This window comes from Streptomyces sp. NPDC042336, assembly GCF_055581985.1.
Map to the genome: position 1 here is coordinate 80540 of NZ_JBVJEA010000021.1, position 24084 is coordinate 104623.

Annotated in this window: 25 protein-coding genes and 1 tRNA gene; 9 read left to right on the top strand and 17 right to left on the bottom strand. The window is 72.7% G+C overall.

Annotated features, from left to right (window positions below; all coding sequences use genetic code 11):
• Nucleotides 1–8: 8 nt before the first annotated feature.
• Nucleotides 9–1715: a threonine/serine exporter family protein gene (locus tag ACZ6IM_RS32675; RefSeq protein ID WP_052836371.1), complete on the top strand. Its 1707-nt coding sequence runs from the start codon at nt 9–11 to the stop codon at nt 1713–1715.
• Here the strand turns inward: ACZ6IM_RS32675 and ACZ6IM_RS32680 are convergent.
• Entirely contained in the window at nt 1712–2605 is an 894-nt protein-coding gene (locus ACZ6IM_RS32680; RefSeq protein ID WP_469561529.1) for a DedA family protein, read from the bottom strand. The genes ACZ6IM_RS32675 and ACZ6IM_RS32680 overlap by 4 nt on opposite strands.
• Nucleotides 2606–2740: 135 nt before the next feature.
• Between ACZ6IM_RS32680 and ACZ6IM_RS32685 the strand changes: the two genes are divergently transcribed.
• Nucleotides 2741–3106, top strand: coding sequence for a YbjQ family protein (locus ACZ6IM_RS32685; RefSeq protein WP_052836373.1), 366 nt, complete (start codon nt 2741–2743; stop codon nt 3104–3106).
• Between the two features lie 21 nt (nt 3107–3127).
• Here the strand turns inward: ACZ6IM_RS32685 and ACZ6IM_RS32690 are convergent, their stop codons facing one another.
• Entirely contained in the window at nt 3128–3889 is a 762-nt protein-coding gene (locus ACZ6IM_RS32690; protein ID WP_469561532.1) for a MerR family transcriptional regulator, read from the bottom strand.
• A 130-nt stretch (nt 3890–4019) separates the two neighbouring features.
• Here ACZ6IM_RS32690 and ACZ6IM_RS32695 point away from each other — a divergent pair, with 130 nt between their 5' ends.
• Nucleotides 4020–5447, top strand: coding sequence for a glutamate decarboxylase (locus tag ACZ6IM_RS32695; RefSeq protein ID WP_469561535.1), 1428 nt, complete (start codon nt 4020–4022; stop codon nt 5445–5447).
• A gap of 110 nt (nt 5448–5557) precedes the next feature.
• Here ACZ6IM_RS32695 and ACZ6IM_RS32700 read toward each other — a convergent pair whose 3' ends face one another.
• From ACZ6IM_RS32700 to ACZ6IM_RS32710, 3 genes are all read right to left on the bottom strand, one after another.
• On the bottom strand, nt 5558–6202 hold the full coding sequence (locus tag ACZ6IM_RS32700; RefSeq protein WP_052836376.1) for a PadR family transcriptional regulator: 645 nt from the start codon (nt 6200–6202) through the stop codon (nt 5558–5560).
• Nucleotides 6203–6265: 63 nt separating this feature from the next.
• Nucleotides 6266–7726, bottom strand: a complete 1461-nt coding sequence (locus tag ACZ6IM_RS32705; protein WP_469561539.1) for an aldehyde dehydrogenase family protein — start codon at nt 7724–7726, stop codon at nt 6266–6268.
• Between the two features lie 75 nt (nt 7727–7801).
• Nucleotides 7802–8626 (bottom strand): helix-turn-helix domain-containing protein, encoded by an 825-nt coding sequence (locus ACZ6IM_RS32710; protein WP_052836896.1) that lies wholly within the window; start codon nt 8624–8626, stop codon nt 7802–7804.
• A 378-nt stretch (nt 8627–9004) separates the two neighbouring features.
• On the opposite strand from ACZ6IM_RS32710, the gene ACZ6IM_RS32715 reads away from it, so the two are divergent.
• On the top strand, nt 9005–9469 hold the full coding sequence (locus tag ACZ6IM_RS32715) for an ATP-binding protein (RefSeq protein ID WP_052836379.1): 465 nt from the start codon (nt 9005–9007) through the stop codon (nt 9467–9469).
• Nucleotides 9470–9497: 28 nt separating this feature from the next.
• Here the strand turns inward: ACZ6IM_RS32715 and ACZ6IM_RS32720 are convergent, their stop codons facing one another.
• The 5 genes from ACZ6IM_RS32720 to rpmG form a co-directional block, all read right to left on the bottom strand.
• Complete coding sequence (locus ACZ6IM_RS32720; RefSeq protein ID WP_469561613.1) at nt 9498–9716, bottom strand: DUF397 domain-containing protein; 219 nt, start codon at nt 9714–9716, stop codon at nt 9498–9500.
• Between the two features lie 335 nt (nt 9717–10051).
• Nucleotides 10052–10291, bottom strand: a complete 240-nt coding sequence (gene rpsR / locus ACZ6IM_RS32725; protein WP_469561542.1) for a 30S ribosomal protein S18 — start codon at nt 10289–10291, stop codon at nt 10052–10054.
• Nucleotides 10292–10295: 4 nt separating this feature from the next.
• On the bottom strand, nt 10296–11486 hold the full coding sequence (locus ACZ6IM_RS32730) for a CobW family GTP-binding protein (protein WP_469561545.1): 1191 nt from the start codon (nt 11484–11486) through the stop codon (nt 10296–10298).
• On the bottom strand, nt 11483–11737 hold the full coding sequence (locus tag ACZ6IM_RS32735; protein ID WP_469561548.1) for a type B 50S ribosomal protein L31: 255 nt from the start codon (nt 11735–11737) through the stop codon (nt 11483–11485). The genes ACZ6IM_RS32730 and ACZ6IM_RS32735 overlap by 4 nt, the downstream gene beginning before the upstream one ends.
• Before the next feature lie 6 nt (nt 11738–11743).
• Nucleotides 11744–11908, bottom strand: coding sequence for a 50S ribosomal protein L33 (gene rpmG, locus ACZ6IM_RS32740; protein WP_052836384.1), 165 nt, complete (start codon nt 11906–11908; stop codon nt 11744–11746).
• Between the two features lie 72 nt (nt 11909–11980).
• Between rpmG and rpmB the strand changes: the two genes are divergently transcribed.
• From rpmB to ACZ6IM_RS32755, 3 genes are read left to right on the top strand one after another with little or no spacing between them, the layout of a single operon-like run.
• On the top strand, nt 11981–12217 hold the full coding sequence (gene rpmB, locus ACZ6IM_RS32745; protein ID WP_469561551.1) for a 50S ribosomal protein L28: 237 nt from the start codon (nt 11981–11983) through the stop codon (nt 12215–12217).
• Nucleotides 12217–12522: a 30S ribosomal protein S14 gene (gene rpsN / locus ACZ6IM_RS32750; protein WP_469561554.1), complete on the top strand. Its 306-nt coding sequence runs from the start codon at nt 12217–12219 to the stop codon at nt 12520–12522. Before rpmB ends, rpsN begins: the two co-directional genes overlap by 1 nt.
• A 52-nt stretch (nt 12523–12574) precedes the next feature.
• The gene (locus ACZ6IM_RS32755) at nt 12575–13303 is read left to right on the top strand and encodes a hypothetical protein (RefSeq protein ID WP_469561556.1); all 729 of its coding nucleotides are present in this window, start codon (nt 12575–12577) and stop codon (nt 13301–13303) included.
• Between the two features lie 31 nt (nt 13304–13334).
• Here the strand turns inward: ACZ6IM_RS32755 and ACZ6IM_RS32760 are convergent, their stop codons facing one another.
• Entirely contained in the window at nt 13335–14477 is a 1143-nt protein-coding gene (locus tag ACZ6IM_RS32760) for a DUF2786 domain-containing protein (RefSeq protein ID WP_469561559.1), read from the bottom strand.
• A 94-nt stretch (nt 14478–14571) separates the two neighbouring features.
• Between ACZ6IM_RS32760 and ACZ6IM_RS32765 the strand changes: the two genes are divergently transcribed.
• A complete protein-coding gene (locus ACZ6IM_RS32765; RefSeq protein WP_469561561.1) occupies nt 14572–15357 on the top strand; it encodes a Clp protease N-terminal domain-containing protein in 786 nt (261 codons plus the stop codon).
• A gap of 93 nt (nt 15358–15450) precedes the next feature.
• Nucleotides 15451–17160: a bifunctional 3'-5' exonuclease/DNA polymerase gene (locus ACZ6IM_RS32770; protein WP_469561564.1), complete on the top strand. Its 1710-nt coding sequence runs from the start codon at nt 15451–15453 to the stop codon at nt 17158–17160.
• A 78-nt stretch (nt 17161–17238) separates the two neighbouring features.
• Here ACZ6IM_RS32770 and ACZ6IM_RS32775 read toward each other — a convergent pair whose 3' ends face one another.
• The 6 genes from ACZ6IM_RS32775 to ACZ6IM_RS32800 form a co-directional block, all read right to left on the bottom strand.
• Nucleotides 17239–17892, bottom strand: a complete 654-nt coding sequence (locus ACZ6IM_RS32775) for a response regulator (protein WP_469561568.1) — start codon at nt 17890–17892, stop codon at nt 17239–17241.
• A 41-nt stretch (nt 17893–17933) separates the two neighbouring features.
• A complete protein-coding gene (locus ACZ6IM_RS32780; protein ID WP_469561571.1) occupies nt 17934–19451 on the bottom strand; it encodes a sensor histidine kinase in 1518 nt (505 codons plus the stop codon).
• Nucleotides 19452–19485: 34 nt separating this feature from the next.
• The gene (locus ACZ6IM_RS32785) at nt 19486–20685 is read right to left on the bottom strand and encodes a hypothetical protein (RefSeq protein ID WP_052836390.1); all 1200 of its coding nucleotides are present in this window, start codon (nt 20683–20685) and stop codon (nt 19486–19488) included.
• A gap of 200 nt (nt 20686–20885) precedes the next feature.
• Nucleotides 20886–20962 (bottom strand) — tRNA-Thr (locus ACZ6IM_RS32790).
• A gap of 116 nt (nt 20963–21078) precedes the next feature.
• Nucleotides 21079–22698 (bottom strand): alpha/beta hydrolase, encoded by a 1620-nt coding sequence (locus ACZ6IM_RS32795; protein ID WP_469561575.1) that lies wholly within the window; start codon nt 22696–22698, stop codon nt 21079–21081.
• A gap of 123 nt (nt 22699–22821) precedes the next feature.
• Nucleotides 22822–24027, bottom strand: a complete 1206-nt coding sequence (locus ACZ6IM_RS32800) for a DNA polymerase III subunit delta' (protein ID WP_469561578.1) — start codon at nt 24025–24027, stop codon at nt 22822–22824.
• Nucleotides 24028–24084 lie beyond the last annotated feature (57 nt).

The window sequence follows — 24084 nt, forward strand, 5'->3', positions numbered from 1 at the left end:
TTGCGCAGGTGACGGAGGAGGACCCCAAGCCGCAGCCGGACGAGGCCCGCAGTGCCTTCCGGCAGCCCGGTGGCATCACGGCGTCGATCGACGGCGAGTCGTCGACGACGTCCGAGTTCGAGATCCCGCAGGGACTCGCCGTCCCCCGGCACACCGCCACCGAGTCCGAGACGACCTCGGAGTTCTCGCTCCCCGACGGCCTGGAGGCGCCGGCCGCCACGTCCGCGGACGCCGAGGGCTCGGCGTTCACCATGCCGAGCACCCACAGCGCCTGGTCAGCACCGGCCGCCTTCACCCCGGCGAGCGGTTTCCCAGCGGTGAACCTGACGGACGTGCCCTGGCAGGACCGGATGCGCGCCATGCTGCGCATGCCGGTGGCCGAGCGGCCCGCGCCCGAGCCCTCGCAGAAGCACGACGACGAGACCGGCCCCGCCGTGCCGCGCGTGCTGGACCTGACGCTGCGTATCGGGGAGCTGCTGCTGGCGGGCGGTGAGGGGGCCGAGGACGTGGAGGCGGCCATGTTCGCCGTCTGCCGGTCCTACGGCCTGGACCGCTGCGAGCCCAACGTCACCTTCACCCTGCTGTCGATCTCCCACCAGCCGTCCCTGGTCGAGGACCCGGTGACGGCCTCGCGCACGGTACGCCGCCGGGGTACGGACTACACCCGCCTCGCGGCCGTCTTCCAGCTGGTGGACGACCTCAGCGACCCCGAGACGAACATCTCGCTGGAGGAGGCCTACCGGCGCCTCGCGGAGATCCGCCGCAACCGGCACCCGTACCCCACCTGGGTGCTGACCACGGCGAGCGGTGCGCTCGCGGGCGGGGCCTCGCTGCTGGTCGGCGGTGACGTGATCGTGTTCTTCGCGGCGATGTTCGGCGCGATGCTCGGCGACCGGCTGGCGTGGCTGTGCGCGGGGCGCGGGCTGCCCGAGTTCTACCAGTTCGCGGTGGCCGCGATGCCGCCGGCCGCGATCGGCATCGCGCTGACGCTGACCCACGTCGACGTGAAGGCGTCCGCGGTCATCACCGGTGGGCTGTTCGCGCTGCTGCCCGGACGGGCGCTGGTCGCGGGCGTACAGGACGGCCTGACCGGCTTCTACATCACCGCGGCGGCACGCCTGCTGGAGGTCATGTACTTCTTCGTCAGCATCGTCGCCGGGGTGCTGGTGGTGCTGTACTTCGGCGTCCAGCTGGGCGCCAAGCTCAACCCGGACGCCGCGCTGGGCACGGGCGACGAACCGTTCGTGCAGATCTTCGCCTCGATGCTGCTGTCGCTGGCCTTCGCGATCCTGCTCCAGCAGGAACGCTCCACCGTGCTGGCGGTCACCCTGAACGGCGGCGTCGCCTGGTGCGTGTACGGCGCCATGCGCTACGCCGGCGACATCTCACCGGTGGCCTCCACGGCCGCCGCGGCGGGGCTGGTGGGCCTGTTCGGGCAGCTGATGTCCCGGTACCGGTTCGCCTCGGCGCTGCCGTACACGACCGCGGCGATCGGGCCGCTGCTGCCCGGTTCGGCGACGTACTTCGGTCTGCTGGCGATCGCGCAGAGCGAGGTGGACGCGGGGCTGCTGTCGCTGTCCAAGGCGGTGGCGCTGGCGATGGCCATCGCGATCGGGGTGAACCTGGGCGGGGAGATCTCGCGGCTGTTCCTGAAGGTGCCCGGCGCCGCGAGTGCGGCGGGACGCCGGGCGGCCAAGCGGACGCGGGGGTTCTAGCGGCCCTGGTCGTACGGGTACTGGTCGCCGTACTGCTGAGGCTGGTCGCCGTAGCCCTGCGGGTACTGCTGGGCGTACGGCTGCTGCGGGGGCTGCTGGCCGCCGTAGGGCTGGTTGCCGTAGGGCTGGTTGCCGTAGCCCTGGTCGTACTGCTGCTGCGGCTGGTCGTACGGGTCCACCCGGCGGAGCTGGGTCGTGGCGTCGTCCATGACCGGGTACGGGGGCTGGGGCTGGTGGGCCGCCGGCGGGGTCGGTGCGGCCGCGGCGGCGCGCTGCTTCTTCTTGCGCTCGCGCAGGTACTCGACGGCGATCGGGACGACGGACACCAGGACGATCAGGACGAGGATGGCCTCGACGTTGGTCCGGATGAACTCGATCTGGCCGAGCCAGTAGCCCGCGAGGGTGACGCCGGTGCCCCAGGTTACGCCGCCGATCACGTTGTACGTGAGGAAGGTGCGGTACTTCATGCGGCCGGCGCCCGCCACGATGGGGGCGAAGGTGCGCACGATGGGCACGAAGCGGGCCAGGACGATCGCCTTGGGGCCGTACTTGTCCATGAACTCGTGCGCCTTCTCCAGGTTCTCCTGTTTGAAGAGCTTGGAGTTGGGGCGGCTGAAGAGCCTCGGGCCGAAGAACTTGCCGATCATGTAACCGACTTGGTCGCCGAGGACGGCGGCGGCCACGATCAGGGTGCACACCAGCCACAGCGGCTGGCTGATGAACTCGCCCTGGGCGACGAACAGGCCCGCGGTGAACAGCAGCGAGTCGCCGGGCAGGAACGCGAAGAGTCCTGACTCGGCGAAGACGATGAGCAGGATGCCGGGCAGACTGAACGTCTCGATCAGGTAGTCCGGGCTGATCCACTCGGGACCGAGCGCAAGGGTGGTCACGGGATTGTGGCTCCTGCTGCTGGGGGGAGGCGGGCTGGACCTGGCTGCCCAAACGTACAACGCAGCCGCGGGGTCCCAGGTTCCACGGGGCTTCTTGGGGTGCACTGTGACGTTCCGCGGGGAAACCTGGGAACCATGGGTATTGAAGAATACGGCGGCGGCCAGGGTCCGCAGCCCGACGTGCTCGTGGTGACCACGAACGATCTGCCGGGACACCGCGTGCAGGAGGTGCTCGGGGAGGTCTTCGGGCTGACCGTGCGCTCCCGGCACCTGGGGAGCCAGATCGGTGCCGGGCTGAAGTCGCTGGTCGGCGGTGAGCTGCGCGGCCTCACCAAGACGCTGGTCGAGACCCGCAACCAGGCGATGGAGCGGCTGGTCGAGCAGGCACGCGCGCGCGGGGCCAACGCGGTGCTGTCCTTCCGCTTCGACGTGACGGAGGCGGCGGACGTGGGCACCGAGGTGTGCGCGTACGGCACGGCGGTGGTCGTGACCCGGGAGTGAGACCCGGGTCACGACCACCGCTCAGGCGGTGTGCCGGACGGCGTTGGCGAGGATCGCGTCGCGCATGTAGGCGGCGAGGCCCGGCTTGGCCGCGTCGATGTTCCGCGTGAAACGTTCGTCGGACACGTACATCTCCCCCAGGCAGGTGTGCATCTCGTACCCGCAGTCGTAGTGGTTGCGGACGATGCCCTGCCGGTGGTCCTCGGCCACGTCCATGGCCCCCTCGGAGTCGGCGGGCTCACCCGCGTCCATCAGGGCGACGAAAAGCCGGGTGAGCTCGTCGGCCTCGTCCTGGATGCGCTGCCAGTCCTCCTTGGTGTAGGAGGCGGTCTTCTCCTTGGACTGGCGGTAGGCGTCGGTGTCGCCCCAGCGCTCCTGGACCTCCTCCTCGTACTGGTCGGGGTCGAAGTCGCCGAAGACCTCGAACTTCTCCTCGGGCGTGAGGTTGATTCCCATGCTGCGTGCCTCCATGGCCTGCTCCACGGCCGCCGCCATCTTGCGCAGCTTCTCGATCCGGGCGGTCAGCAGCTCGTGCTGGCGGCGCAGGTGCGCGCGCGGGTCCGCGGCCGGGTCGTCGAGCAGGGCGGCGACCTCGTCGAGCGGGAAGCCCAGCTCCCGGTAGAACAGGATCTGCTGCAGCCGGTCGAGGTCGGCGTCGCTGTAGCGCCGGTGGCCCGCGTGGCTGCGCTCGCTGGGTACGAGCAGGCCGATGTCGTCGTAGTGGTGCAGCGTGCGCACCGTCACTGCGGCGAAGCCGGCCACCTGTCCCACGGAGTAGCTCACTTCCGCTCCTTTCTCTGCCGCCCTCCACGCTGCCGCCTCACGCGACGTGAGGTGCAAGCCCGGTGCGGTCCGGGGGCGCCCGGCCCGTCCCCGGGTGCGGGACACCGGACCCCGGCCTACCGTCGGTCGCATGTCACTGCACAAGGGTCCCCGCCCGCCCCACGACGACGACCGCGGCCGGCGCCGGCTCGCCGTGAACCCCTTCCACGCGGCGGCGAACCCGCTCGGCGGCATGACCGAGGCCCCGCCCTCCCACCGGCTGCCGGACTCCCCGCTGCCGCCGGAGAGCGCGTACCGGCTGGTCCACGACGAGCTGATGCTGGACGGCAACGCCCGGCTGAACCTGGCCACCTTCGTCACCACCTGGATGGAGCCGCAGGCCGGGGTGCTGATGAGTGAGTGCCGGGACAAGAACATGATCGACAAGGACGAGTACCCGCGCACCGCCGAGCTGGAGCGGCGCTGCGTGGCGATGCTCGCCGACCTGTGGCACGCCCCCGATCCGTCGGCGGTCGTGGGCTGCTCGACGACCGGGTCGAGCGAGGCGTGCATGCTGGCGGGCATGGCGCTGAAGCGGCGCTGGGCGATCCGCAACGCCGGCCGGTACCCATCGAAGGACGTGCGGCCCAATCTGGTGATGGGCGTGAACGTCCAGGTCTGCTGGGACAAGTTCTGCAACTTCTGGGAGGTGGAGGCCCGCCAGGTCCCGATGGAGGGCGACCGCTTCCACCTTGATCCGCAGGCCGCCGTCGAGCTGTGCGACGAGAACACCATCGGGGTCGTCGGCATCCTCGGCTCCACCTTCGACGGTTCCTACGAGCCGATCGCCGACCTGTGCGCCGCCCTGGACGCCCTCCAGGAGCGGACCGGACTCGACATCCCGGTGCACGTCGACGGGGCCTCCGGCGGCATGGTCGCGCCCTTCCTGGACGAGGACCTGGTGTGGGACTTCCGGCTGCCGCGGGTCGCCTCGATCAACACCTCGGGGCACAAGTACGGGCTGGTCTACCCCGGAGTGGGCTGGGCGCTGTGGCGGGACGCGGAGGCGCTTCCGGAGGAGCTGGTGTTCCGGGTCAACTACCTTGGCGGCGACATGCCGACCTTCGCGCTGAACTTCTCCCGGCCCGGCGCGCAGGTGGTCGCGCAGTACTACACGTTCCTGCGGTTGGGCCGCGAGGGGTACCGGGCCGTGCAGCAGTCCGCGCGGGACATCGCGGGCTCGATCGCCGACCGGGTGGCGGCGCTCGGCGACTTCCGGCTGCTGACGCGCGGCGACCAGCTGCCCGTGTTCGCCTTCACGACGGCCGACGACGTGACGGCGTACGACGTCTTCGACGTGTCCCGGCGGCTGCGCGAGGGCGGCTGGCTGGTGCCGGCGTACACCTTCCCGCCGAACCGCGAGGACCTCTCCGTGCTGCGGGTGGTGTGCCGCAACGGCTTCTCGACCGACATGGCGGACCTGCTCCTGGCCGACCTGGAGCGCCTGCTGCCTGAGCTGCGCCGCCAGTCGGGCCCCCTGACCCGGGACAAGGCGGCGGCGACCGGGTTCCACCACTGACCCCTCTCCCGCCCTCTCCTTCGCGTCAGCCCGGCCGACGTGCGCGCGTAGGCGGATCTGTACGTCGGTGCGGGCGACCGGGGGCCGCCCGCCCCCGAAGGCTGGGCCGCCTAATGGCGAGCGTCCCCGTAGTGCAGCGGGCCGGCCGCGAAGGGGTTCTCCTCGCCGTCCGCCAGCACCCCGACGAACGGCTCGCCCTCGCCGGCGAAGGTGTACGCGCCGCCCCGGACGCGTTCGATGAGGCCGCGGGTCCACTCGGCGCCCGAGTCGGCCGAGTGGACCCAGTAGTTCATGATCTCGCCGATGTGCCCGTACTGGCCGGGTCCCTGCGCCGGCCTGTAGTGCTCCGTGACGGCGGCACGCCACTGCCCGATCTTCCGCACCCGCTCCTCCAGGAGCGCGAGGACCTCCTCGCGCGGGAGGTCGACCATGAAGCCGATGGCCGCGGTGAGCACGTCCGGCCGCTGGTCGTAGGCGGTGAGGTAGGCGCGGAGCAGGGTGAGGTACTCCTCGGTGCCCTGCTCGGTGATCTCGTACTCCACCCGCGGCGGCCCGCCCACCGTGGACGGCGCGATCTCGTGCGCGCGGAGCAACCCCTGTTTGGCCATCTGCTTCAGCGCGTGGTAGATCGAACCGGGCTTGGCGTTGGACCACTCGTGCGCGCCCCAGTACTCCAGGTCGTTGCGCACCTGGTAGCCGTGGGCCCGCCCGTGCTGGCGGACCGCGCCGAGCACGAGGAGACGGATCGCTGACATGGGGACCAGCCTAGATCCGGCGCCGCGGTCCGCCCGCCGGGACCCTCGGAAACCTCACGCCCCTCAGAACGGGAAGCCGCTGCGCCCGTGCTGCACCGAGATCCACTTCTGCGTGGTGAAGGCGTCCAGCATGGTGTCGCCGTTGAGCCGGCCGATGCCGGAGTGCTTCTCGCCGCCGAAGGGCACGATGGGCTCGTCGTGCACGGTCCCGTCGTTCACGTGGAACATGCCGGTGTCGATCCGCTTGGCGAAGTCGACGCCGCGCTCGATGTCCCCGGTGTGCACGGCACCGCTCAGCCCGTACGGCGTGTCGTTGACGAGGCGCACGGCCTCCTCCTCGCCGTCGAAGGGGACGAGGAAGGCGACCGGGCCGAAGACCTCCTGCCGCAGCAGCGCGGAGTCGGCGGGCAGGCCGGTCAGGACCGACGGCTCGACGAGGTTGTCCGTGACCGAGCCGCGCACCAGGGCGGTCGCGCCCTCGGCGAGGGCCTGCTCGACGACACCGGAGACCGCGTCCGCCTGCGAGGAGTTGATCACCGGACCGATGACGGTCGACGGGTCGCGCGGGTCACCGGCCTTGAGGGTCTTCACCTTGGCGACGAACTTCTCGGTGAACTCGTCGGCCACCGTACGGTCGACCAGCACGCGGTTGGCGGCCATGCAGACCTGGCCCTGGTGGACGTAGCGGCTGAAGACGGCGGCGTCGACCGCGTAGTCGACATCGGCGTCGTCGAGGACCACCAGCGCGCTGTTGCCGCCCAGTTCGAGGACCGAGCGCTTGAAGTTCGCGGCGCAGACCGTGGCCACGTGGCGGCCGACCTTGTCGGAGCCGGTGAAGGAGATGACCTTGGGGACCGGGTGCTCCAGGAAGGCGTCGCCGATCTCCGCTATGTCGGTCACCACGACGTTGAGCAGGCCGCCCGGCAGTCCCGCGTCCTGAAGGATCTTCGCGACCAGGGTCCCGCCGACGATCGGCGTGTTCTGGTGCGGCTTGAGGACCACGCCGTTGCCCAGGGCGAGGGCCGGGGCGACCGACTTCAGGGAGAGCAGGAAGGGGAAGTTGAAGGGGCTGATGACGCCCACGACGCCGACCGGCACCCGGTAGACGCGGTTCTCCTTGCCGTCGACCGGAGAGGGGATGATCCGGCCCTCGGGGCGCAGCGCCAGGTGGACCGCCTCGCGCAGGAACTCCTTGGCGAGGTGCAGCTCGAAGGCGGCCTTGAGGCGGGTGCCGCCCAGCTCGGCGACGATCGCGTCGCTGATCTCCGCCTCCCGCTCCTCCACCAGGCGCAGGGCCTTCTCGAACACCGCGCGGCGCGCGTACGGGTTGGTCGCGGCCCACTGCTTCTGCGCGCGCTCGGCGGCCCGGTAGGCGGCGTCGACCTCGTCGACCGTGGCTATGGTGATCGAGGCGAGCTTCTCGTTGTCGTACGGGTTGAAGTCGATGATGTCCCAGGAGCCGGTGCCCGGCCGCCACTCGCCGTCGATGTACTGCTGGGCGAGGTCGGTGAAGTACGACGACATGTGTTCCCTCAATCCCCTTAGCTGCCGCAGCCGCCGCGAGCGAGCCGCCTGACTGGGCGTCATCGTACTGACGTTTCAGGAGAGTTGAAGGAGGCCCCGGAGAAGGTCCCGGCTCTCGTCCGGCCCCGGACTGTCCTGCTGGAGTTCCTTCAGCGCCGTCTCGTACTGGGTGACGTCCTCGTGCTTGTCCAGGTACAGCGCGCTGGTGAGCTGCTCCAGGTAGACGACGTCCGAGAGGTCGGACTCGGGGAAGCTGAGGAGCGTGAACGCGCCACTCTCGCCGGAGTGCCCGCCGAAGCCGAACGGCATGATCTGGAGCCGCACATTGGGGCGTTCGGACACCTCGATCAGGTGCTGGAGCTGGCCGCGCATCACCTCGCGGTCGCCGTACGGGCGGCGCAGGGCGGCCTCGTCGAGCACGATGTGGAACTCGGGGGCGCTCTCCGCGACCAGGTGCTTCTGCCGCTCCAGTCGCAGCGCCACCCGCCGTTCGACGTCCGCCTCGCCGGCGCCCTTCATGCCGCGCCGGACGACCGCGCGGGCGTACTCCTCGGTCTGGAGCAGGCCGTGCACGAACTGCACCTCGTAGGCCCGGATCAGCGAGGCGGCGCCCTCCAGACCCACGTAGGTGGGGAACCAGCTGGGCAGCACGTCGGAGTAACTGTGCCACCAGCCCGCGACGTTGGCCTCCTTGGCCAGGGAGAGCAGGGAGGCGCGCTCCTGCTCGTCCGTGATGCCGTACAGCGTCAGCAGGTCCTCGACGTCCCTGGTCTTGAAGCTCACCCGGCCCAGCTCCATCCGGCTGATCTTCGACTCCGAGGCGCGGATCGAGTAGCCCGCGGCCTCTCGAGTGATCCCCCGCGTCTCACGCAGTCGCCTGAGTTGTGATCCGAGCAGCATGCGCCGCACCACCGATCCGGGCTCTCCCGCGCTCACGTTCGCCAGCCTCCCCAACCGTCTTCAGGGGCCGCAGTCTGCCACTAAAACACTCCGAGCAGTACTCGTCCGGTTACGGAAACGGAATCGAGCCAAAGGAAACGTGCAGGACCAAGCACGCGGTGGGCAGGAACCGGCCGTTGGAGGAGATGAAGGGGAGGCGAAGATGACGGAAAAATTGACCAACAAGCGGTACGGGCAGGTCCATTTCGGTCACGTGCACGTGCATCTGCCCTTGCATCTGAGGTACGCATCCGAAACCATGGTCCCCGCACCACCGCGCCGCATCGCTACGACCGCGAACTCCCGGGAGTGCCTCGCATGGGGACGAATGGATCGACCATGCTCGAGCCGTTACGGCAGGGCCTTCCGCCACTCGACCCCGCAGCCGTGTCCAACGCCGCGTCCTGCGCCCTGCCACCCCGCTTCGAAGCGGTGCGCGAGGCCCGGAGGTTCACCCGCAGGACGCTCGACGGCTGGGACACGGGCGACCGCTTCGACGACGTCTGCCTGGTGGTCTCGGAACTCGTCACCAACGCCCTGCGGCACGCACTGCCCGCCGACACCCCGCGCCACGACGAGCGGCACGGTCCCGTCCGGCTGCACCTGATGCGCTGGACCGAGCGGCTGGTGTGCGCGGTGCGCGACCCCAGCCACGAGAGCCCGGTGGCCCGTGAGACGGACGATTTCTCGGCGGAGTCGGGCCGGGGCCTGTTCCTCGTCGACTCCTTCAGCGACAGCTGGGGCTGGCACCCGCTCGCCGGAACACTCAACGGCAAGGTGGTCTGGGCGCTGTTCCGCGTCTAGCGGCTGAGCGGCCGGCCGGCCGACGGGATCAGCTCGCGATCAGGTGGTCGAACTCGCCGTCCTTGACGCCCAGCAGCATGGCCTCGATCTCGGCACGCGTGTAGACGAGCGCGGGGCCGTCGGGGAAGCGGGAGTTGCGCACCGCCACCGCGCCGTCGGGCAGGCGGGCGAACTCCACGCACGAACCCTGCGAGTTGCTGCGTCGGCTCTTCTGCCAGGCCGCATTGTGCAACTGCGTGGCGGCCATGCCGTTGTACACGTCGTACACCTCGTGGTCCACAGGTCGCTCCCCGGTGTGCACTGGCTGATGTGGCCATTGATGCAGTGGTCAACTGATCCGGATCATAACCCTGTTCACGTGCAGATGCATGAGCAAATGCACGTGCACGCGCGGTGTTCCCGCGGTTACAGCTTTGACGACCGCTTTACCGAGCCCTGCCCACTACGACGCCGAGACCCGGAGAGTCGTTCCCGCATGTGCCCCCGAATTCGAAGAATATGCAACAACATGCGACAACACCGGGGCCCTCGTGACGAGCGGGCCCCGGTGTCGTCACCGGTGCGCGAGGTGCGGCGGGCGGGTCAGCGCGTGCCGTACGGCAGCAGCGCCATCTCGCGTGCGTTCTTGATCGCCCTGGCCAGCTGCCGCTGCTGCTGGGACGTCACGCGGGTGACGCGGCGGCTGCGGATCTTGCCTCGGTCGGAGATGAACTTCCGCAGCAACTCGGTGTCCTTGTAGTCGACGTACGTCACTCCGGCCTGATCCAGCGGGTTGGGGCGCTGCCGCGCGGGCGTGCGGTCGTTCTTGCGGGGGCCGGGCATGGGGTCAGACCTCCAGGAGGGTGTCGAAGGCGGGCGCCAGCCGGTCCCAGGCGGCCTGCCCCGCGGCGTACTCGGCGTCGGTCAGCAGGCAGGACTCCAGGAGCCGTTCCAGGCCGTCGCGGTCGAGGCCGGGGGACGTGAAGACCAGGTGCTGGCAGCGGTCGCCGTGCTCGGGGTGCCAGTCCAGTGCGGCGGCGGCGCGGCGCACGGGAGGCACCAGTTCCCAGGCGGCGTCGGGGAGCGAGGCGAGCCACGGTCCCGCGCTCTCCACGCACAGGGCACCGCCCGCGGCGTCCCAGTGCAGCAGCGTGTCCCCCTTGCCGGCGAGCCAGAACCGCCCCCGGCTGCGGGCCGCGGCACAGGTCAGGTCCTCCAGCGCGGCATACAGCCGCTCCGGGTGGAAGGGGCGGCGGCGGTGCCAGACCAGGGTGGCGACACCGTGTGCGTCGGCCTCCGCGGGCAGCAGGGCGCAGGCCGGGTGCTGGGCCGCGGCCGCGGCCTCCACGTCGAACCCGGCGAGGGCGGCCCGCGCCAGTTCCGGGGTCGCGGACGGTGCGCCCGCCGGGTTCCCGCGGCCGATCGGGACCCGGCGGGCCGTCGGGTGCAGCTGGGCCAGCAGCTCGCGGTCCTCGTCGTCGGGCTCCGGAGAGCCGGGCAGGGACTCGGCGAGCGCGAGGACGGAGGCGTACTCCAGCTGCCGCGCGAAGGTGTCGGCGACGGTGCGCCGGTCGGTGGCCGCCGCCGCGAGGCCGCCCTCGGCGAGGTCGTCGCCGTTGCCGAGGTACGGCAGCACCAGGGCGGGGTCGACGGCGGTGATCACGCCGGCGACGGTGAAGCCGCCGGCCGTGACCACCTCCGCCATCGCCTTGGGCTCGACGGAGTCCCACAACTCGACGACCGCCAGCGGGGTGCCGCCCGCCTGGGCGAGCCGGACCAGCTCGGGGACGAGGTCCTCGCGCAGCGCGCAGCACGCGCAGTCGTTGACCAGGGGCGCCTCGCCCGCGGCGAGGATGCCGGTGGCGTCCCGCACGGTCCGTACGACCGTGCCGGCGGTGGCCGTCGCCAGGTCGTGGTGGAGGACGACGCTGCCGGGCACGTCGGCGAGCAGCCGGGCCACGGCCGCCCGGCGCGCGTCGGCGTGCAGCCCGCCGACGATCACCACCGGCGGTTCGGGAAAGCGGCCCGGCCCGCTCATGCCCCGTCCTGCTTGCCGTACCGGCGCTCGAAGCGCTCCACGCGTCCGGCGGTGTCCAGGACGCGGGCGGTGCCGGTGTAGAAGGGGTGGCTGACGTGGGAGATCTCGACGTCGACGACCGGGTAGGTGTGGCCGTCCTCCCACTCGACCGTGCGCTCGCCGGTCATGGTCGAGCGGGTGAGGAAGGCGTAGTCCGCGGCCCGGTCGCGGAAGACGACGGGGCGGTACTCGGGGTGGATTCCCTTGCGCACGGCGTCTCAGCGCTCCTCTCGGAAGTCGACGTGGCGGCCGGCCATCGGGTCGTACTTGCGCAGGGTCAGCCGGTCCGGGTCGTTGCGGCGGTTCTTGCGGGTGACGTAGGTGTAGCCGGTCCCGGCGGTGGACCGGAGCTTGATGACCGGGCGGAGTTCGTTGCGTGCCATGCTGCTATCTTACTGAAAATGAATTCCATTAACAGCTAGGGCCCGTCCGGTCCGGAGGAGAGGTACGTCACCGTGTCCGCCCACTGCATGCTGACCGGGGCCCGGCCCGGTTTCGGCAACCGCGTCTCGCACTCCCACCGGCGCACCTCGCGCCGCTTCGACCCCAACATCCAGACCAGGCGCGACTGGCTGCCGAGCGAGAACCGGCACGTGCGGCTGCGGCTGAGCACGAAGGGGATCAGGACGGTCGACTCGATCGGCGTCGAGGCGGCCGTGGCGCGCATCCGTGCCCGGGGAGTGAGGATCTGATGGCGAAGAAGAGCAAGATCGCGAAGAACGAGCAGCGGCGGGCGACCGTCGAGCGCTACGCGGCGCGCCGGGCCGAACTGAAGGAGATCGTCCGCCGGCCCTCGTCGACGGAGGCCGAACGGCTCGCCGCCCAGCGGGAACTGCGACGGCAGCCGCGCGACGCGAGCCCCACGCGGGTGCGCAACCGCGATCAGGTCGACGGGCGCCCGCGCGGGTACTTCCGGGTCTTCGGACTCTCCCGGGTGAAACTGCGCGAGCAGGCGCATGCCGGGCATCTTCCCGGGGTGCGCAAGTCCTCCTGGTAGCTTGCGGCTGTTCGGGGCCGCACGGCCGTCCGGCTACAGCTTGGAGCTTCCGGTGACGTGGGTGACTGCGGAGAACACGGCGAGCACGGAGAACACGGCGCTCGCGGCGCGGGGAACGGGTCCGTCGACCGCGGCGAGCGCGGCGGACGCGGCGAGCGCGGCGGACGCGGCGAGCGCGGCGGACGCGGCGAGCGCGGCGGACGCGGCGGATGGGGCGGATGGGGCGGCCGTGGCGCGTACGGACGTCCCGCCCGGCGGGGTCCCGCGCCGCCGGGCGCGCCGGTCCGTGCGGGCCGTGGCGCTCGGTCTCGGGCTGGCGGGCGCGCTGGCCCTGACCGCGTGCACCGACGACGGGGGCTCCGACGGCGGCTCGGGCGGCGGCGACAACCCGTCGGCGGCCCCCAGCGCGTCGGCGAGCGCGGAGGCGGGCGGCGACGCAGGCGGATCGCCGTCCGCCGGTGCCGCCGGCGAGCTGGAGGGCAGCTGGCTGGCGACCACCGACGGCCAGGCCGTCGCCCTGATGGTGACCGGCGACAAGGCGGCCCTGTTCGCCACCGGCGGGACCGTGTGCAGCGGCACGACGGCGGAGACCTCCGGCACCCGGACGATCCACCTGAAGTGCACCGACGGCAGCGACGACCGGACCACCGGCAAGGTCGGGGCGGTCGACGCCGAGTCGCTCACGGTGGCCTGGGAGGGCGACCTCGGCGAGGAGACGTACACCAGGTCGGAGGGCGGCTCCCTGCCACCTGGCCTGCCGACCACGGGCATCGGTTCCTGAGCGGGGCCGGACGGTCGGGGCCGGCTGAGCCTCAGCTCCGTTTCAGTGGGCTGTGGTGGCCCACGCGGGCCTCGTCGGCGGCTCGGGTGCCCTCCGTCCAGCCGGCCGTGTCCGCGGCGCCGCGCAGACGGGTGGTGGTCGTCTCCGGGAACATGCGCTCCGTGCGGTCGCTGACCGCGACCTCGCGGGAGGCGAGTACCGGCAGCAGGTCCGCGTCCGCCGCCGCGTCCGTGGCCGCGTCCGCCGCGGCCCGCAGCCTGGTGCCCGCGCGGTGGGCGTAGGCGGCGAGGAACGACTGCCGGAAGGTCTTGGTGCGCTTGCGCCCGCCGGCCCGCTGTCCGGCCTCCGCCTTCGTCATCGCGGCCTCGGCCTGCACCAGCAGGGAGGTGTAGAGGAGCTCCACCGCCTCCAGGTCGGCCTCGAAACCGACGACGGTGGAGAAGCCGAAGGGCTCGTTCCACACCGCCCGGCAGTGGTTGGCGCCGGCCACCGCGTCCAGCAGCACCGCCTTGGCCTGCTCGTACGGCGGCTCCACTCCGATGCGGCGAGCGCCCGGTGTGTCGGGCGAAGGCGCGTGCGCGGCCAGCAGCGCCTCGTCGACGCTGTGCCGCGCCATCAGCTCCTGCGCCTTCGCGCTCAGCGCCTCCGCCTCTTCGGGATACCCCGTCGCCTCCGCCTTGGCGAGCAGCGCGCGGATGCGGGCGAGGGCACGGGACTCCGGCCGTGCCTCCCGGCCCCGACGCGGCGCCTCCCCCGCCTCCAGGGGCTCGAGGCCGGGCAGCCGCACCAGCAGGCGGTACAGCTCCAGTACCGCGGTGGCGTGCGAGAAGCGGTCGGTGCGGGAGGGCGCCGTCCCGCCCGCGTCCGGTACGTCGTCGAGCTGCGCGGCCCAGCGGGGACCGCGCGCACGGTCGTGCGGCGCCCGGGCGCGGATCAGCGCGGCCACCACCCGTACGTGCACGTCGTCCAGTTCGCGTCGCACAATCCGTACGAGGTCGGCGGGCTCCCAGCCGCGCCGCCAGGCCGCGGCCACGAACTCGTCGCCGCGCCGGGCCAGTTCCGCGTCCGCCGCCGGATCGGCCGCGAGCAGCGAGGCGGCGGTGTCGAGGGCGTCGTCGGCGGTGTCGTACAGGGCGGTCTGGAAGGCACGGTCGACGGTGCTGGGCGTACTCACCCGGCGATGGTGCCACGGCCTGCCAGGACGCTGTCCACGCAGCGACTGTCAACCCGTGGTTGACAGTCGCCAGGGCGCAACCTACGGTTGACACATGACGACGAACCCGAGCATCACGTCATCCGTACGTCTCGACGAACTCATCACCGCGATCAAGAAGGTGCATCCGGAGCCCCTGGCGCAGCTCCAGGACGCCGTCATCGCCGGCGAGCACCTGGGAGAGGTGGCCGACCACCTCATCGGCCACTTCGTTGACCAGGCCCGGCGTTCGGGCGCGTCCTGGACGGACATCGGCAAGAGCATGGGCGTCACCCGGCAGGCGGCGCAGAAGCGCTTCGTCCCCAAGGAGTCGGCCGACCTCGACGCGAGCCAGGGCTTCAGCCGCTACACGGACCGCGCGCGCAGCGCCGTCATGGCCGCCCACAACGCGGCCAAGGCCGTCGGCAACGCCGAGGGCCTGCCCGAACACCTCGTCCTCGGCCTGATCACCGAGCGCGAGAGCCTCTCCGCCAAGGCGATCGCCGCGCAGGGCGTGACCCTGGACGCGATCCGCGCGGCGGCGACCGCCGCGCTCCCGCCCGCCGCCGCCGAGGTCCCGGAACTGGTGCCCTACGGCCCCGCTGCCAAGAAGGTCCTCGAACTCACCTTCCGCGAGGCCCTGCGCCTGGGTCACAACTACATCGGCACGGAACACATCCTGCTCGCCCTGCTGGAGCACGAGCACGGCGAAGGTGTGCTCAGTGGACTCGGTCTCGGCAAGGAGGCCACCGAGCGCTACGTCGTCGACGCGCTGGCGGAGTACATCCGGATCACCGGGGGGAAGACCGAGGAGGAGACGGGGCAGACCGGGGCGGCCGGGTCCGCGGCGGCGGAGGGATGAGACGTGGTGAGGGCGTGCTGAAGGCGTCCTGAGTGGGTGCCGCGGGCCGTCCGTCGCGAGGTGACTGTCATACCCGCCTGCGACACTCGCGACATGGCCGAGAGGTGGGCGCTCGCGGTGGCCGAGGACGGTGGCGTGGAGGTCGCCGCCCTCGGCCCCGACGGGCTGCCCGCCGGACCGGTGCGCCGGGAACCCGGCCCCGCCGAGGCCGTGCGGGCCAGACCGGAGGTGACGCGCTGGGTGTGGCGGTCCACCGCCGAGATCGCGCCGCGCCTGCTCGCCGCAGGGGTGCGAGTGGAGCGGTGCTACGACGTGGAGGCCGCCGAGACCCTCCTGCTCGGCCACGAGGGGCGGTACGGGGAGCCGCGCTCGGCCGCGGCCGCCCTGGCCCGGCTGCACGGCGGCCCCGTACCGCCCGACCCGCCGCAGCGCTCCGCCGAGCCGGGCGCGCAGTCCCCGCTGTTCGAACCGCAGGCCGTCCGCCTCCCCCTGTCCGACCTGCTCGCCGTCTACGCCGGGCAGCAGCGCCGCCACGACCGCTCGGCGCACCCCGACCGGCTGCGGCTGCTGACCGCCGCCGAGTCCGCGGGGATGCTGGTGGCCGCCGAGATGAACCGCGCGGGGCTGCCCTGGCGGGCCGACGTGCACCGCCAGGTCCTGCACGACCTGCTGGGCGAGCGGTACGCGGGCGGGGGCGAGCCGCGCCGCCTGGCCGAGCTGGCCGAGGAGGTGTCGGCCGCGTTCGGCCGCCGGGTTCGGCCCGACCTGCCCGCGGACGTGGTCAAGGCCTTCGGGCAGGCGGGCGTGAAGGTCGCCTCCACCCGCCGCTGGGAGCTGGAGTCGCTGGACCACCCGGCCGTGAAGCCGCTGATCGAGTACAAGAGGCTGTACCGCATCTGGGTCGCCCACGGCTGGTCCTGGCTCCAGGACTGGGTGCGCGACGGCCGGTTCCGCCCCGAGTTCCTGGCCGGCGGCACCGTCACCGGACGCTGGGTCACCAACGGCGGGGGCGGGCTGCAGATCCCCAAGGTGATCCGGCGGGCCGTCGTCGCCGACCCGGGCTGGCGGCTGGTCGTCGCCGACGCCGACCAGATGGAGCCGCGCGTGCTGGCGGCGATCTCCCGCGACCCCGGCCTGATGGAGGTGGCCGGCCGCGAGACCGACCTCTACCAGTCCGTCTCCGACCGCGCCTTCTCCGGCGACCGAGCCCAGGCCAAGCTCGCCGTGCTCGGCGCGGTCTACGGCCAGACCTCCGGCGACGGCCTGAAGAACCTCGCCGCGCTCAGACGCCGCTTCCCCAGGGCCGTGGCCTACGTCGACGACGCGGCCCGCGCGGGCGAGGAGGGGCGGCTGGTGCGCACCTGGCTGGGCCGCACCTGCCCGCCCGCGGCCGGCGCTGCCGACGGCACGGAGGAGGCGGGGCTGCCGCAGGACGACCCCTCCGGCGCTGCCGACTCCGCCGGCTCCGGGGACCGCCCGCAGGAGTGGTTGCCGGGCTACGCGTCCTCCAACGCCCGCGCGCGGGGCCGCTTCGCCCGCAACTTCGTCGTCCAGGGCAGCGCCGCCGACTGGGCCCTGCTGCTGCTCGCCGCACTGCGCCGGACCTGCGCGGACATGGCGGCCGAGCTGGTCTTCTTCCAGCACGACGAGGTGATCGTGCACTGTCCCGAGGAGGAGGCCGACACCGTCGTCGCGGCGATCCGGGACGCGGCGGAGCTGGCGGGACGGCTGACGTTCGGGCCGACGCCGGTGCGGTTCCCGTTCACGACGGCGGTGGTGGAGTGCTACGCGGACGCGAAGTGAGCGGGTGGCAGGGGCAAGCGAAGCGAGCGGGCGGCAGGCGGACGGAAACCAGCGGGTGGCAGGCGGACGCGCAGTGGCCTACGGCTCGTCGAGGAGCCCCGCGTCGTGGGCGAGGACGGCGGCCTGGACGCGGTTGGCGCAGCCGGTGCGGGTGAGGATGCGGCTGATGTGCGCCTTGACCGTACCGGCGCTCAGATACAGCCGGTCGGCGATCTCCCCGTTGGACAGTCCGGTGGCGAGCAGGCGCAGCACGTCCCGTTCGGCCGGGGACAGTTCGTCGATCCGGCGCAGCGCGGCCTCGGTGTCCCGGCCGGACCGCACATGCCGTTCCAGCAGCTGCCGGGTGATCCGGGGGGCCAGCACCGGTTCGCCCTTGGCGGCGAGTTGGACGGCGCGGATCAGGTCGGCGGGGCCGGTGTCCTTGAGGAGGAAGCCGCTCGCCCCGGCCCGCAGGGCCCGCGTCACGTGCGCGTCCTGCCCGAAGGCCGTCAGCATCACGACACAGGTGCGGGGCGAGAGACGGGAGATGTCCTCGGCCGCGGCGATACCGTCCCGGACCGGCATCTGGACGTCGACCAGGGCGACGTCGACGTCCTGGTCGCGACAGACCGCGGCGGCTTCCCTGCCGTCGCCCGCCTCGGCGACCACCTCGATGTCGTCGGCGTTCTCCAGGATGAGCCGGATTCCGGCGCGCATCAGCGCCTCGTCGTCGGCGACCAGGACTCGGATCATCGGCTCATCCTAGGACTGCCGGTCATCGGCTCGTCTTCAGCTCATCCCAGGGCCGCCAGCACCAGCAGGACGACGAGGAAGCCCGCCGTGGGCAGCACCACGACCAGCGCCGCGCAGCCCGAGCCGAGGACGCGCGGCCAGGTCAGGATCTCGTCCGGCAGCGGAGCACGGGCTCCCTCCGGACCGGGACGACGGACGGGCGGGTGAGGAGAAGAGGGGCGACCGGGGGACGAGTGACCGGCAGCCGACTGCCCGGCGGCCGATGTCCCGGGCAGCCGGGCGGCGACGCGGAAGCCGCCGTTCACCAGGGCGCCCGCCTCGAACGTGCCGCCGAGCAGCCCGACCCGCTCCGCACACCCGGCCAGTCCGCTGTGACTGCCCCCGCGGGAGGGCCCGGCCACGGGCGGCGGGGCGTTGGTGACGGACACCTCGATCTCCCCGCCGACGCTCCCCACCCGCACCCAGGTGGGCGCCCCGGACGCGTGTTTCAGCACGTTGGTGAGTCCTTCGCGGACCACCCGGTGAATGGCGTTCCGCGTCCGCGGCCCCGGCTCCGCCCCGTCGGGGACGGACCAGTCCAGCTCGACGGCGCTGCCGGTCCGCCGCGACTCGTCCACCAGCGCGGCGATGTCCTCCCGCGTCCCCCGCCCGCTCCCGGACCCGCCGTTCCCGGACCGGTCGTCCTCCGGGCCGGCCAGGTCGGCGTGGCGCAGGACGCCCAGGATCTCCCGCAGTTCCTCCATCGCCGTACCGGCGGTCGTACGCAGCAGCTCGGTCTGTCCGGCGAGGGCCGGCGCCTGCCGTGCCGCCGCCAGTTCGAGAGCTCCCGCGTGCACGGATATCAGGCTCAGCCGGTGGCCCAGGAGGTCGTGCATCTCGCCCGCGATCCGGTTCCGTTCCTCCGTCCGGGCCGCCTCGGCGGTCAGGGCGCGGGCCCGCTCCAGGTAGGCGTTGCGTTCGCGCAACAGGCTGACGAGCGGCCGACGTTGGCCGAGCAGCGTCCCGGCCAGGGCGGGAAGCACCAGGAGCAGCACCAAGGAGACCGCGTTGCCCACCACCTGGAACGCGAGGCGCTCGGTCCGGAACGGGGCGGTGACGACGGTCAGCACACCGACCACGGCCGACGCCGCCCCGACGACCTGCCACGCACGCCGGGTCGGCGCGATGCGCCGCGTCGCGGACATCACGACGAGCGGCGCCACCGCCAGCGTCCACACGTTGACCCCCACGACCAGCACGGAGGCCCCCAGCACGGCGGCGACCGGCCGGCCACGGCGCACGGCAACGAGCAGCACCGCCCACACGGCCTCCAGCACGGCGAGCCCCGGCCGCGCGGGCACCACCAGCAACAGCGGCACCAGCCCGAAGGCGGCCGTGAGGAGACAGAGCAGCCCCTCGGCGACGACCGTGCGACGCCCGGCACCACGCACCGCGGCCCACCCTGCGACCGCCTCCCGCCGCACCCGGTGCGGCACACCGGCCGCCGCGCGCCGCACCCGCCCGGACGGCCGAGGCGCGCCCGTGCCGCCGTACTCCTGACCACCGCTACGCACCCGCACCCCCGGAACGCTATCCGCCCGGCCGCCCCCGCCCTCACGCACCCGGCAGGCCGTCCAGCTCGCCCCGCAACATGGCCACGTCGACCTGCTCGGCGGCCAGCAGCTCCGCCACGCCGGCGTCGTCGAGCAGCGCGGCCACCAGATGGACGGTGCCGACGGTGGGCGACTCCCGCTCGGCGGCCCGCAGCCGGGCGACCGCGAGGGCACGTTCGGCAGCGCCGGACAGCCTGGCCCGCTCCCCCTCGGCCCGGTCGGCACCACCGTCGGCCGACACGGCCGACTCCGGAGCGACGGCCGAGGCGACGAGAGGGCCCTGCCGTACCCCGTGGCGGCGCAGGACGGCGGCCGCGGCATTGGCGTCGGCCAGCCCTTCCGGAAGCGCACGCCCCGCCACGGCCAACGCCCGGTCCAGGGCCAGCACCCCCAGCAGCAGATCCACCGGTTCCGCCACGTCCCGCCCGCACCGCACCGCCTGACGCGTGGCCTCGACGTTCACGGCGAACAGGACCGGCGAACCGTTCAGCCCGGACTGCGCGGTCCACGAAGTGAAGGCACGCGTCAGCGGGTTGCCACTCCTGCCCAGCGTCCCCGCCCGGCGCAGCAACAGCACACCGTACGACTCCGGCCGCTCGCTCTCCTCGGCGGCCCCCGCGGCCTCGGCGTCCAGCCGGTCCAGCCGGGTCACCGCCTCGGCCGTGTCCAGCCGCCGAAGCAGCAGCGCCTCCCTCGCCCTGCTGTCCGGCAGTTCGAGCAGCGCCCTGGCCACATGCCGGCAGCGCACGGAGACCGTGCCCTCGGCACGCGCGGACGCCGACGCGTGCAGCAGACAGCTCCGCAGCGCCCCGCTCATCGCGGGCGGCCCGGCCGGGACCGCCTCCCGCGTCCCCTGCCCGAACCGCCACCACGCCTCACGCCAGGCGGCCTCGACCTCGACCTCGTCGGCCTGCGCACCCGGCCCACCGCTCGCCTCGTCCTCGCTGACCCAGCCCAGGCCCGCCCGAGCCCGGATGAAGCCACTGAGCCCACCGGACCTCCGCATCCCCGGAGCGATCGCCGCACCCGCCTCCGAGTCACCCATCACCAGCTCCCCCAGCAGGGTGTCCGTCCCCGCGAACGCCGGCTCGCTCCGCACCGCCCGGCGCACCGTCGAGACGAGCACCTCCATGACGTCCGGCTCGAACTCCACGGTCATCCCGAGCCCGGCCAGGTCTGCCGTCGTCCCTCGCTGCCCCATCGAACATCTCCTCACTGCGGCGGTCTGGACTACCCGGACGACGCTAGGCACCCCCGCCCCGCCCCCGCGCCTGCCGACCGGCCAGACTCCCGGTCCGATCGGCCCACGGAGCGGAACCGCAAGCACGAAGGAGGGCCACGAGCGAAGAGGAGAACGCAGAAAACCCGCAGGCCGGATGTCCGACCTACGGGTCTCAAAAGTGGAGCCGCCTTCGGGATTCGAACCCGAGACCTACGCATTACGAGTGCGTTGCTCTGGCCATCTGAGCTAAGGCGGCGCGCTGTGCACCCATGGTGCGATCAGCAACGTCGGTAAGTCTACACAGTTTCCCGGGGTGCTCCGAACCCGCCCCGGAGGCGTGGGCGCCGGGGCGGGCGGGGCGCCGGGCGGGGGCTACGAGCAGCGCTTGCCGTCCTCCGGGGCGGTGCCGCGCAGCAGGTAGGTGTTGATCGCCGAGTCGATGCAGGTGCTGCCGCGGCCGTAGGCGGTGTGGCCGTCGCCCTCGTAGGTGAGGAGGTGGCCGGAGGAGAGCTGGCCGGACAGGGCCTCGGCCCAGCGGTACGGGGTGGCCGGGTCGCGGGTGGTGCCGACCACGACGATCGGGGTGGCGCCGGCCGCCTCGATGCGGTGCGGCTCCCCCGTGGGCCTCACCGGCCAGTACGCGCAGTTCAGGGAGGACCAGGCGAGGCCCTCGCCGAAGACCGGGGACGCCTTCTCGAACTCGGGGAGGGCGTCGCGCACCTCGTCCGGGGAGGAGAAGGCGGCGGGGAGGTCGAGGCAGTTCACGGCGGCGTTGGCGAACATGAGGTTGCTGTAGCCGCCGTCGGCCTCGCGCTCGTAGTAGCTGTCGGACAGGACCAGCAGGCCGGCGCCGTCCTTCTCCTTCATCGCCGAGGTCAGCGCCTCGCGCAGCTGCTGCCAGGCGCCCTCGTCGTACATCGCCGCGATCACGCCCGTGGTGGCGAGGGACTCGGTGAGCTTGCGGCCGTCGGCGTCTCCTGCGGAGAGGGGTTTCGCGTCCAGGTCGTCGAAGAAGGACTTGAGGTTCTTGCCGACCTGGCCGGGGGTGGTTCCCTTGTCGCCGAGGGGGCAGTCCGGCTGCCGTACGCAGTCCTTCGCGAAGGACTGGAACGCCGTCTCGAAGCCCTCCGTCTGCTCCAGGTTCAGGCGGCGGGCGGGCAGGGAGGGGTCCATCGCGCCGTCCAGGACCAGGCGGCCCGCCCGGTCCGGGAACAGGCCGGCATAGGTCGCGCCCAGGAACGTGCCGTACGACGCTCCGACGTAGTTCAGCTTCTCGTCGCCGAGCACCGCGCGCAGTACGTCCATGTCGCGCGCCGCCTCGACCGTCGAGACGTGGCGCAGCAGCTTCGGCGCGTCGGCTCCGCAGCCCTCGGCGAACTCCTTGTAGGCATCGACCAGCTTGTTCGCCTCGCCCGTGTCGTCCGGCGTGACGTCGGTCTGCGTGTACGCGTCCATCTCACGGCCGTCGAGGCACTCGACGGGCTCGCTGCGGGCCACACCCCGCGGGTCGACGGCCACCATGTCGTACTGGGCGCGGACCTTCGCCGGGTAGCCGATGCCCGCGTACTGCTGGAGGTAGCCGATCGCCGAGCCGCCCGGCCCGCCCGGGTTGACCAGCAGCGAACCGAGCCGCTTGCCCGGTCCCGTGGCCTTCTTGCGGGCCACCGCGAGCCGGACGTCGCCCTCGGCGGGCTTGGCGTAGTCGAGCGGGGCCTTCATGGTGGCGCACTGGAAGCCGGGGACACCGCAGTCGCGCCAGCCGACCTTCTGCTCGTAGTACGGCGACAGCTCGGAGGGCGTGGTCTTCGGCAGGGGGGTCAGGGTCGCCGTCGCCGCCTGCGTCGAGCCGACCGCCTCCGCCGCGGGGGATCCGGCGGACGTCGACGCGCCCCCGGCCGAGCAGGCGGTGGCGAGCAGCGCGGCGGTGAGCAGCGCCGCTCGGAAACGGGTGCTGCCGGTGCGGGTCCTGCGGTGAGTGCGCCTAGTGTGCATTCAGCGAGCGTAACTCTCCGCGACGGCACCATTGCGCTGCGTGGTTCACGTGCCCCGTACGTGTTACGGCGTCAACCGGGCGCGGCGCGGCAACCGACCGGGACGGACTCGGGCGGGCCGCGCTCAGCCGGATCTGAGCGCCATGGTCATCGCCTCCACCGCCAGCAGCGGGGGCACGTTGCGGTCCAGGGCCTCCCCGCAGGCGGCAACCGCCTCGATGCGGCGCAGCGTGGACTCGGGCGTGCTGCCGCGGGCCAGCCGCTCCAGGGCGTCCTGCGCGTCGGCGTTGGCGATCGCCACGCGGGAGCCGAGCTGGAGCGCGAGGACGTCGCGGTAGAAGCCGGTCAGCTCGCTCAGGGCCAGGTCGAGGCTGTTGCGCTGGGTGCGCGCCTTGCGGCGTTTCTGGTCGGCCTCCAGGTCCTTGATCACGCCGGCCGTGCCGCGCGGGAGCCGGCCGCCCTGGGCCGCGCCCAGCGCCGCCTTCAGCTCCTCGGTCTCCTTGGCGTCCATCTCCTCGGCGAGCTGCTTGGCGTCCTCCGCCGCGGCGTCGACCAGCTCCTGGGCCGCCTTGAGGGCGCCGCCGACGTCCTCCACCCGCAGCGGCAGCTTCAGCACGGCGGCCCGGCGGTCCCGGGCGGCCTGGTCCGTGGCCAGGCGGCGGGCGCGGTCGATGTGGCCCTGGGTGGCGCGGGCCGCCGCGGCGGCGATGCCGGGTTCGACGCCCTCGCGCCGTACGAGCATGTCGGCGACGGCCTCGACCGACGGCGTGCGCAGGTTCAGGTGGCGGCAGCGGGAGCGGATGGTCGGCAGGACGTCCTCGACCGAGGGGGCGCACAGCAGCCAGACCGTCCGCGGCGCCGGTTCCTCCACGGCCTTCAGCACGGCGTTGGCCGACTTCTCGTTCAGCCGCTCGGCCTCTTCGACGAGGATGATCTGCCAGCGGCCGTTCGCGGGCGAGGTGAACGACTTGCGGACGGTGTCCCGCATGTCCTGGGCGCGGATCTCGGCGCCCATGGCGACCACGGTGCTGACGTCCGCGTGGGTGCCGACCAGCGCCGTGTGGCAGCCGTCGCAGAAGCCGCAGCCGGGGACGCCGCCGAGGGCACGGTCGGGGCTCACGCACTGCAGTGCGGCGGCGAAGGCCCGGGCCGTCTGTGCCACGCCGGAGCCGGGCGGGCCGGTGAACAGCCAGGCGTGCGTCATGCTCGTCGACTGCGGCAGCGGGCCCGCGGCCGCGGCGGCGGTGACGAAGGCGTCGGCATCCCGGGCAGCGGCGGCGAGCGGCTCGCACACCTTCTCCTGCCCGACGAGGTCGTCCCACACGGTCATGGGTCACGCCGTCCTTCCGTCACACCGAGCCGTCACCGAGCCGTCACACGGAGCCGT

Excerpts from the sequence above, each read along its gene's own strand:
- ACZ6IM_RS32685 (WP_052836373.1), top strand. The coding sequence starts at position 2,741 with ATGGGTATTGAAGAATACGGCGGCGGCCAGGGTCCGCAGCCCGACGTG.
- ACZ6IM_RS32695 (WP_469561535.1), top strand. The coding sequence starts at position 4,020 with ATGTCACTGCACAAGGGTCCCCGCCCGCCCCACGACGACGACCGCGGC.
- ACZ6IM_RS32700 (WP_052836376.1), bottom strand. The coding sequence starts at position 6,202 with ATGTCAGCGATCCGTCTCCTCGTGCTCGGCGCGGTCCGCCAGCACGGG.
- ACZ6IM_RS32705 (WP_469561539.1), bottom strand. The coding sequence starts at position 7,726 with ATGTCGTCGTACTTCACCGACCTCGCCCAGCAGTACATCGACGGCGAG.
- ACZ6IM_RS32710 (WP_052836896.1), bottom strand. The coding sequence starts at position 8,626 with ATGCTGCTCGGATCACAACTCAGGCGACTGCGTGAGACGCGGGGGATC.
- ACZ6IM_RS32715 (WP_052836379.1), top strand. The coding sequence starts at position 9,005 with ATGCTCGAGCCGTTACGGCAGGGCCTTCCGCCACTCGACCCCGCAGCC.
- ACZ6IM_RS32720 (WP_469561613.1), bottom strand. The coding sequence starts at position 9,716 with ATGGCCGCCACGCAGTTGCACAATGCGGCCTGGCAGAAGAGCCGACGC.
- rpsR (WP_469561542.1), bottom strand. The coding sequence starts at position 10,291 with ATGCCCGGCCCCCGCAAGAACGACCGCACGCCCGCGCGGCAGCGCCCC.
- ACZ6IM_RS32730 (WP_469561545.1), bottom strand. The coding sequence starts at position 11,486 with ATGAGCGGGCCGGGCCGCTTTCCCGAACCGCCGGTGGTGATCGTCGGC.
- rpmG (WP_052836384.1), bottom strand. The coding sequence starts at position 11,908 with ATGGCACGCAACGAACTCCGCCCGGTCATCAAGCTCCGGTCCACCGCC.
- rpsN (WP_469561554.1), top strand. The coding sequence starts at position 12,217 with ATGGCGAAGAAGAGCAAGATCGCGAAGAACGAGCAGCGGCGGGCGACC.
- ACZ6IM_RS32765 (WP_469561561.1), top strand. The coding sequence starts at position 14,572 with ATGACGACGAACCCGAGCATCACGTCATCCGTACGTCTCGACGAACTC.
- ACZ6IM_RS32770 (WP_469561564.1), top strand. The coding sequence starts at position 15,451 with ATGGCCGAGAGGTGGGCGCTCGCGGTGGCCGAGGACGGTGGCGTGGAG.
- ACZ6IM_RS32775 (WP_469561568.1), bottom strand. The coding sequence starts at position 17,892 with ATGATCCGAGTCCTGGTCGCCGACGACGAGGCGCTGATGCGCGCCGGA.
- ACZ6IM_RS32785 (WP_052836390.1), bottom strand. The coding sequence starts at position 20,685 with ATGGGGCAGCGAGGGACGACGGCAGACCTGGCCGGGCTCGGGATGACC.
- ACZ6IM_RS32795 (WP_469561575.1), bottom strand. The coding sequence starts at position 22,698 with ATGCACACTAGGCGCACTCACCGCAGGACCCGCACCGGCAGCACCCGT.
- ACZ6IM_RS32800 (WP_469561578.1), bottom strand. The coding sequence starts at position 24,027 with ATGACCGTGTGGGACGACCTCGTCGGGCAGGAGAAGGTGTGCGAGCCG.